This is a genomic window from Ornithinimicrobium jinqii (genome assembly GCF_045032595.1).
Taxonomy (GTDB): domain Bacteria; phylum Actinomycetota; class Actinomycetes; order Actinomycetales; family Dermatophilaceae; genus Ornithinicoccus.
On record NZ_JBJFZS010000015.1, the window covers coordinates 92,871 to 98,999 of the forward strand.

A 6,129-nucleotide genomic window follows, 5' to 3' on the forward strand; every position below is an offset into this window, starting at 1 on the left:
GGGGGTGGTGCTTGCATGGCTCCATGAACAGCACCGATCCAGAGGAGCGCGTGGTGTCCGCCTCCCGCGAGGTCTCCGCACCCGCGCACGTCGTCTTCGAGCTCGTCGCGGACCCCGCGCATCAGCCCCGGTGGGACGGCAACGACAACCTGCGCGCCGCGGATGCGGGCCAGCGGGTCAGGAGAGTGGGCACCGTCTTCACCACCCGCCTCACCTCGGGGGCCGTCCGGGAGAACCACGTCGTGGAGTTCCAGGAAGGTCGGCTCCTCGCCTGGTGTCCTGCAGAGCCGGGGCAGCGGCCTCCCGGGCACCTGTGGCGGTGGGCGCTGGTACCGGTGGGTGAGCGGCTCACCCGGGTCGTGCACACCTACGACTGGACCGAGCTCACCGACGAGGGCCGGTTCGACCGGGCCCGGGCGACCACCTCCGAGCGGCTGGGCGCATCACTCGCCCTGCTCGCCGCACTGGCCGAGGAGGCCCAGGGATGACCTCCGGCCACGACCCTCGCCGCCACCAGGCCGGAGGGGGTGGCTCGGCAGGCCTCGTGCACCACCTTCACGAGCAGCTGGACTGGCACTGGAGGACCCGGGCGCGCCCCCGGCTCGACGGGCTGACCGACGATGAGTACCTCTGGGAGCCGGCCGTCGGCAGCTGGAACCTCCGTCGGCGCGAGGTTGACGCTCCCGGGACGGTCACGGTGCGGGCCGGCGCGGGCGGGTGGCTGCTCGACTTCGGATACCCGGAGCCGTCTCCCGCCCCGGTGACCTCGATCGCCTGGCGGCTCGGGCACGTGGTCGTGGGTGTCCTCGCGATGCGCTCGCACTCCCACTTCGACGCGCCGCCCGCCGACTACGAGACCTGGACCTACGCCGCCACTGCTGCCGAGGCGCTGCACCAGCTCGACGACGCCTACGCACACTGGTCGGCGGGGGTCGCCGCGCTCGCCGCTGAGGAGCTGTGGCAGCCGGTCGGGCCCGCCGAGGGACCCTGGGCGGAGCAGCCGATGATCACCCTGGTGCTGCACATCAACCGCGAGACCATCCACCACCTCGCCGAGGTCGCACTGCTCCGGGACCTGTGGGCCCACCAGTCCACCGGCTGACGCTGACCGGCACGACGTGTCGCGAGGTGCTCGCTCCCGCCCGCGTGCGGGTGGTCGCGCGGGACGGCACCGCGGAGCGACCGGTCTGCGCTAGGCGCGGGGATGGGCCTGCTGGTACGCCGTGCGCAGCCGCTCGACCGAGACGTGGGTGTAGATCTGGGTGGTCGCCAGGCTGCTGTGCCCGAGGAGCTCCTGCACAGTGCGCAGGTCGGCCCCACCCTCGAGGAGGTGGGTGGCGGCACTGTGACGGAGCCCGTGCGGGGCCATGTCGGGGGTGTCCGGCAGGTGGGACAGCAGGGCGTGCAGCGCCGAGCGGACCTGCCGCTGGTCCACCCGACGACCCCGCCGGCCCAGGAACAGGGCCGGCCCCGAGTCCGGGGTGGCCAGCAGCGGGCGCGCCGTGTCCCGCCAGCTGACGAGCGCGTCGGCGGCCGGCTCGCCGAAGGGCACGACCCGCTGCTTGTTGCCCTTGCCCAGCACCCGTGCGGTGCGCGCGTCGAGGTCGACGTCGTCCACGTCCAGCCCCGTCAGCTCGCCGACCCGCATGCCCGAGGCGTAGAGCAGCTCGAGCATCGCCCGGTTCCGCACGTGCACCGGGTCGGCGTCGTCGGAGGCGACCGCGGCCAGGGACATGAGCGTGCCCGCCTGGTCCTGCCGCAGCACGGCCGGCAGGTGCTTGTCCCGTCCGGGGGCGACCAGACGCAGCGACGGGTCGCTCGCCACGTGGCCCGTGCGCGTGGCCCACCGGAAGAAGGTCCGGGCTGCGGCCGCCCGCCGGGAGACGGTGGATCGTGCGGCGCCACCACTCCCTTGAGCGCCGAGCCAGGACCGGAGGTCGGCCAGCCTGACGTCGGCGAGGGTCCCTACCCCGGACACGGCCAGGTGCCCGGCGAGAGCCCGCACATCGCCCAGGTAGGCCCGGGCGGTGTGCACCGACCGACCCTTCTCGATCACGAGGTGCTCCTCGAAGGCGGCCAGCAGGTCCTCGGGGACCTCGTCGGGCGGACTCACCACGCTCTCACCCCCGCGCTCCCTCGGACGGGGCCGGGGGCACCGCCTGGTCGTCGACGCTCTGGTCGTCGACGGTCACCCGCGTCCCGGCCAACCGGTCGTGCAGACCCTGACCACCGGTCAGTGCCGGGACCGCCACGAGCGCGAGCAGGACCAGCGACGCCACGTCGAGCACCACGGCTGCCGTGAGCTGCAGGTCGAGGATGGCCCGGGACACCGCCAGGTGCGCCAGCTGCCAGGGCAGGACCTTGACCAGGTTGCGGGTCCACACCGCGGACGCGGACGGTCGCCCGCCACCGGCGGCGCTGACGACGAGGTGCGCCCACCGCTTCCCGAGAGTCGCGCGGTGGCGCGATGACTCGCTGAGAGCCAGGTACAGCAGGAACGGCACCACCGTGGCCAGCGTGACGGCGACGTCGCCCACGGCGAGCTCGGTCCAGGTGGGTCGGGACGGGGCGGGCGCGCCCTCCCACAGCCCCCCGAGCCACGCCCCGAGCGTGAGCAGGAGGAGCCAGGCGCCGATGACCAGCCAGTCGCCCAGCCACGACCGCACGCGGGCGCCAGAAGAGGGCCGGGTGGCGCGCGCGCCGGCCCCGGTCATCGAGGACGGTGGGGACGAGGGGAGGGGAGGCGGCATACCCCTCAGGGTGTCAGGCTGGCCCCAGCGCGCGGAGGCGGCGCGCCGCCTCGCGGAGCACCTCCTCCTTCTTGCAGAACGCGAAGCGCACCAGCGAGGCCACCGGCTCCTTGTCGTGGCAGAACACCGAGACCGGGACGCCGACCACGCCCAGCTCCTCGGGCATCCGTCGGCAGAAGTCGACGGCGTCACTCACCCCGTGGCCGGCGAGGTCGGCGATGACGAAGTAGGTGCCCTGGCTCGGGGAGACCGGGACCCCCACCGAACCGAGCGCCTCCACCAACAGGTCGCGCTTGCCCTGCAGCTCGGCGGCGAAGCCGGTGAAGAACTCGTCCGGCATCCGCAGCCCGTGGGCCACGGCCGGCTGCACGTGTGTCACGCCGACGAAGGTGAGGAACTGCTTGACCGCGGCGACGGCGTCCACCGCCTCGGCCGGCCCGGTGACCCAGCCCGTCTTCCAGCCGGTGAGCGAGAAGGTCTTGCCGACCGAGGAGATGGTCAGGGTGCGCTCGGCCATCCCGGGAAGGGTCGAGATCGGCACGTGGACGAGCCCGTCGAACACCAGGTGCTCGTAGACCTCGTCGGAGACGACCCACAGGTCGTGCTCGCGGGCCACCTGCGCCAGCCCCTCCAGCTCCTCGCGGGAGAACACCTTCCCGGTCGGGTTGTGGGGGGTGTTGACCATCAGCACGCGGGTCCGGTCGGTGACGGCCGCCCGCACCTCGTCCAGGTCCAGGCGCAGGTCGGGGAAGCGGAGGGGGACGGACCGGAGGCGCCCACCGGCCAGCGCGACGCTCGCGTCGTAGGAGTCGTAGCTCGGCTCGATGACGACGACCTCGTCCCCGGGCTCGACGAGCGCGAGGAGCGCGGCGGCGATGGCCTCGGTGGCCCCGACCGTCACCAGCACCTGCGTGTCCGGGTCGAGGGGTATGCCGTAGAAGCGCTGCTGGTGCTCCGCGACCGCGGTGCGCAGCTCCGGAAGACCTCGGGCCGGGGCGTACTGGTTGAGCCCGCCGCGCACCCCCTCGGCCGCGATCTCCCGCATCCGCGCGGGGCCGTCGGTGTCCGGGAAGCCCTGCCCCAGGTTGACGGCGTCGAACTGCAGCGCCCGCTGGGTCATCTCCGCGAAGACGGTGGTGCCGAAGGGCTGCATACGGGCGACGAGCGGGGAGGTCATGCCGCCACCGTAACCACCCCGGTCCGGGCGACGGCCTCTGCTCCCCACGGATTCGTGGGGCGGGTCTGGTCTGGCCTACGATGGAAGGACGTGTGGTGTGCCCTGCCCTCTCGCAGAGCGAGGCCCCACGCGAATTCGCGCCCGGGCGCGGTCGAGCGGTGCTCGACGGCGACTCTCGCGGTCCCGACGCCAACCTGGCGGCGGGTGGGAGCGTCCCCGGGCCAGGACACCAACTGCACCTCGAACAGAAAGCGAGACACGGCATGGCCGTCGTCACCATGCGCCAGCTCCTCGAGAGCGGCGTCCACTTCGGGCACCAGACCCGCCGGTGGAACCCCAAGATGAAGCGCTTCATCATGACCGAGCGCAACGGCATCTACATCATCGACCTGCAGCAGTCGCTGACCTACCTCAACGAGGCCTACGACTACGTCAAGCAGACCGTCGCCCACGGCGGTGCCATCCTCTTCGTCGGCACCAAGAAGCAGGCCCAGGAGGCCATCGCCGAGCAGGCGACCCGCGTCGGCATGCCGTACGTCAACCACCGCTGGCTCGGTGGCATGCTCACCAACTTCCAGACCGTCTCCAAGCGCCTCACGCGCATGAAGGAGCTCGAGGAGATCGACTTCGACGACGTGGCCGGCAGCAGCCACACGAAGAAGGAGCTCCTCATGATGCGTCGTGAGTTCGAGAAGCTGAGCAAGACGCTCGGCGGTATCCGCGACATGCAGAAGGTGCCCTCGGCCATCTGGGTCGTCGACACCAAGAAGGAGCACCTCGCGGTCACCGAGGCCCGCAAGCTGGGCCTGCCGGTCATCGCGATCCTCGACACCAACTGCGACCCCGACGAGGTCGACTACAAGATCCCGGGCAACGACGACGCCATCCGGTCGGTCACCCTGCTGACCCGCGTGGTCGCCGACGCCGTCGCGGAGGGGCTCATGGCCCGTTCCGGCGGCGGCTCCTCCGAGGACTCCGCGGCGAACGAGCCGATGGCCGAGTGGGAGCGCGAGCTGCTCGCCGGCGCCGAGGCCCCGGCTGCCGACGCCGCCCCGGTTACCGAGGAGACGCCGGTCGCCGAGGAGACGCCGGTCGCCGAGGAGACCCCGGTCGCCGAGGAGACCCCGGCTGCCGAGGAGACCCCGGCTGCCGAGGAGACGCCGGTCGCCGAGGAGACGCCGGTCGCCGAGGAGACCCCGGTCGCCGAGGAGACCCCGGCCGCCGAGGAGACCCCGGCCGCCGAGCCCACCGAGTCCTGATCAACCGCAGTCCCACAGCTGAAGGAGCGAAACCGCACTCATGGCGAACTACACCGCCGCTGACATCAAGGCCCTGCGCGAGTCCACCGGGGCCGGCATGATGGACGTCAAGAAGGCTCTTGACGAGGCTGACGGCGACACCAACAAGGCCACCGAGATCCTGCGCGTCAAGGGTCTGAAGGGCGTCACCAAGCGCGAGGGCCGCTCGGCCTCCAACGGCCTGGTGCGCGCGCAGGTCGAGGAGGGCGTCGGCACGCTCGTCGAGGTCAACTGCGAGACCGACTTCGTGGCCAAGGGCCCGAAGTTCGGTGAGCTCTCCGACCAGCTGCTGGCCCAGGCCGTGGCCGTCAGCGCGACCAGCGCAGAGGAGCTGCTGGCCTCCGACCTGGACGGGCGCACCGTCCAGGTGGTCGTCGACGAGGCCAACGCGGCCATCGGCGAGAAGATCGAGGTCCGTCGCGTCGCCCGCCTCGAGGGTCCTCAGGTGGTCTCCTACCTGCACAAGACCAACCCCGACCTGCCCCCGCAGATCGGTGTCCTGGTCGCCACCGAGGGCGGCGACGTGCAGACCGCGCGCGACATCGCCATGCACGTCGCGGCCTTCTCGCCGTCCGTGCTGACCCGTGCCGAGATCGACGCGGACACCGTCGCCAGCGAGCGTCGCATCGCCGAGGAGACCGCCCGCGAGGAGGGCAAGCCCGAGCAGGCGCTGCCCAAGATCGTCGAGGGTCGGGTGAACGGGTTCTTCAAGGAGAACGTGCTCCTCGACCAGGCCTTCGCCAAGGACAACAAGAAGACCGTGGCCCAGGTGGCCAAGGAGGCCGGGGCGACCGTCCTCGGCTTCGCCCGGTTCAAGGTCGGCGTCTGACACCACGCAGGCACCCCCGAGGAGGGGCCGCCCCCCTTCTCTGGTTTGGGGCCTCCTCCCGTCCGGGGGACGAAC

At 72.1% G+C, this 6,129-nt stretch carries 7 protein-coding genes; 4 read left to right on the top strand and 3 right to left on the bottom strand.

The features are described 5' to 3' along the window. The first annotated feature begins 23 nt into the window (after nt 1-23). Both ACI3ET_RS06740 and ACI3ET_RS06745 read left to right on the top strand, forming a co-directional pair. Nucleotides 24-488 (top strand): SRPBCC family protein, encoded by a 465-nt coding sequence (locus tag ACI3ET_RS06740; protein WP_405032217.1) that lies wholly within the window; start codon nt 24-26, stop codon nt 486-488. Beyond that, on the top strand, nt 485-1,102 hold the full coding sequence (locus ACI3ET_RS06745) for a DinB family protein (protein WP_405032218.1): 618 nt from the start codon (nt 485-487) through the stop codon (nt 1,100-1,102). Before ACI3ET_RS06740 ends, ACI3ET_RS06745 begins: the two co-directional genes overlap by 4 nt. 90 nt (nt 1,103-1,192) lie before the next feature. Here the strand turns inward: ACI3ET_RS06745 and ACI3ET_RS06750 are convergent, their stop codons facing one another. The 3 genes from ACI3ET_RS06750 to ACI3ET_RS06760 are packed head-to-tail and all read right to left on the bottom strand — an operon-like array spanning nt 1,193 to nt 3,927. Beyond that, nucleotides 1,193-2,116, bottom strand: coding sequence for a tyrosine recombinase XerC (locus ACI3ET_RS06750; RefSeq protein WP_405032219.1), 924 nt, complete (start codon nt 2,114-2,116; stop codon nt 1,193-1,195). 4 nt (nt 2,117-2,120) lie between these two features. Further along, complete coding sequence (locus tag ACI3ET_RS06755) at nt 2,121-2,750, bottom strand: RDD family protein (protein ID WP_405032221.1); 630 nt, start codon at nt 2,748-2,750, stop codon at nt 2,121-2,123. A gap of 13 nt (nt 2,751-2,763) precedes the next feature. Beyond that, on the bottom strand, nt 2,764-3,927 hold the full coding sequence (locus ACI3ET_RS06760) for a pyridoxal phosphate-dependent aminotransferase (RefSeq protein WP_405032222.1): 1,164 nt from the start codon (nt 3,925-3,927) through the stop codon (nt 2,764-2,766). A 263-nt stretch (nt 3,928-4,190) separates the two neighbouring features. Between ACI3ET_RS06760 and rpsB the strand changes: the two genes are divergently transcribed. Both rpsB and tsf read left to right on the top strand, forming a co-directional pair. Continuing rightward, nucleotides 4,191-5,186, top strand: coding sequence for a 30S ribosomal protein S2 (rpsB, locus tag ACI3ET_RS06765; RefSeq protein WP_405032224.1), 996 nt, complete (start codon nt 4,191-4,193; stop codon nt 5,184-5,186). 40 nt (nt 5,187-5,226) lie between these two features. Further along, nucleotides 5,227-6,054 (top strand): translation elongation factor Ts, encoded by an 828-nt coding sequence (gene tsf, locus ACI3ET_RS06770; protein WP_405032225.1) that lies wholly within the window; start codon nt 5,227-5,229, stop codon nt 6,052-6,054. The last annotated feature ends 75 nt before the right edge of the window (nt 6,055-6,129 follow it).

What these genes read in the sequence shown, in the direction of transcription:
- ACI3ET_RS06740 (WP_405032217.1), top strand. Translation starts at nt 24, where the DNA reads ATGAACAGCACCGATCCAGAGGAGCGCGTGGTGTCCGCCTCCCGCGAG.
- ACI3ET_RS06745 (WP_405032218.1), top strand. Translation starts at nt 485, where the DNA reads ATGACCTCCGGCCACGACCCTCGCCGCCACCAGGCCGGAGGGGGTGGC.
- ACI3ET_RS06755 (WP_405032221.1), bottom strand. Translation starts at nt 2,750, where the DNA reads ATGCCGCCTCCCCTCCCCTCGTCCCCACCGTCCTCGATGACCGGGGCC.
- ACI3ET_RS06760 (WP_405032222.1), bottom strand. Translation starts at nt 3,927, where the DNA reads ATGACCTCCCCGCTCGTCGCCCGTATGCAGCCCTTCGGCACCACCGTC.
- rpsB (WP_405032224.1), top strand. Translation starts at nt 4,191, where the DNA reads ATGGCCGTCGTCACCATGCGCCAGCTCCTCGAGAGCGGCGTCCACTTC.
- tsf (WP_405032225.1), top strand. Translation starts at nt 5,227, where the DNA reads ATGGCGAACTACACCGCCGCTGACATCAAGGCCCTGCGCGAGTCCACC.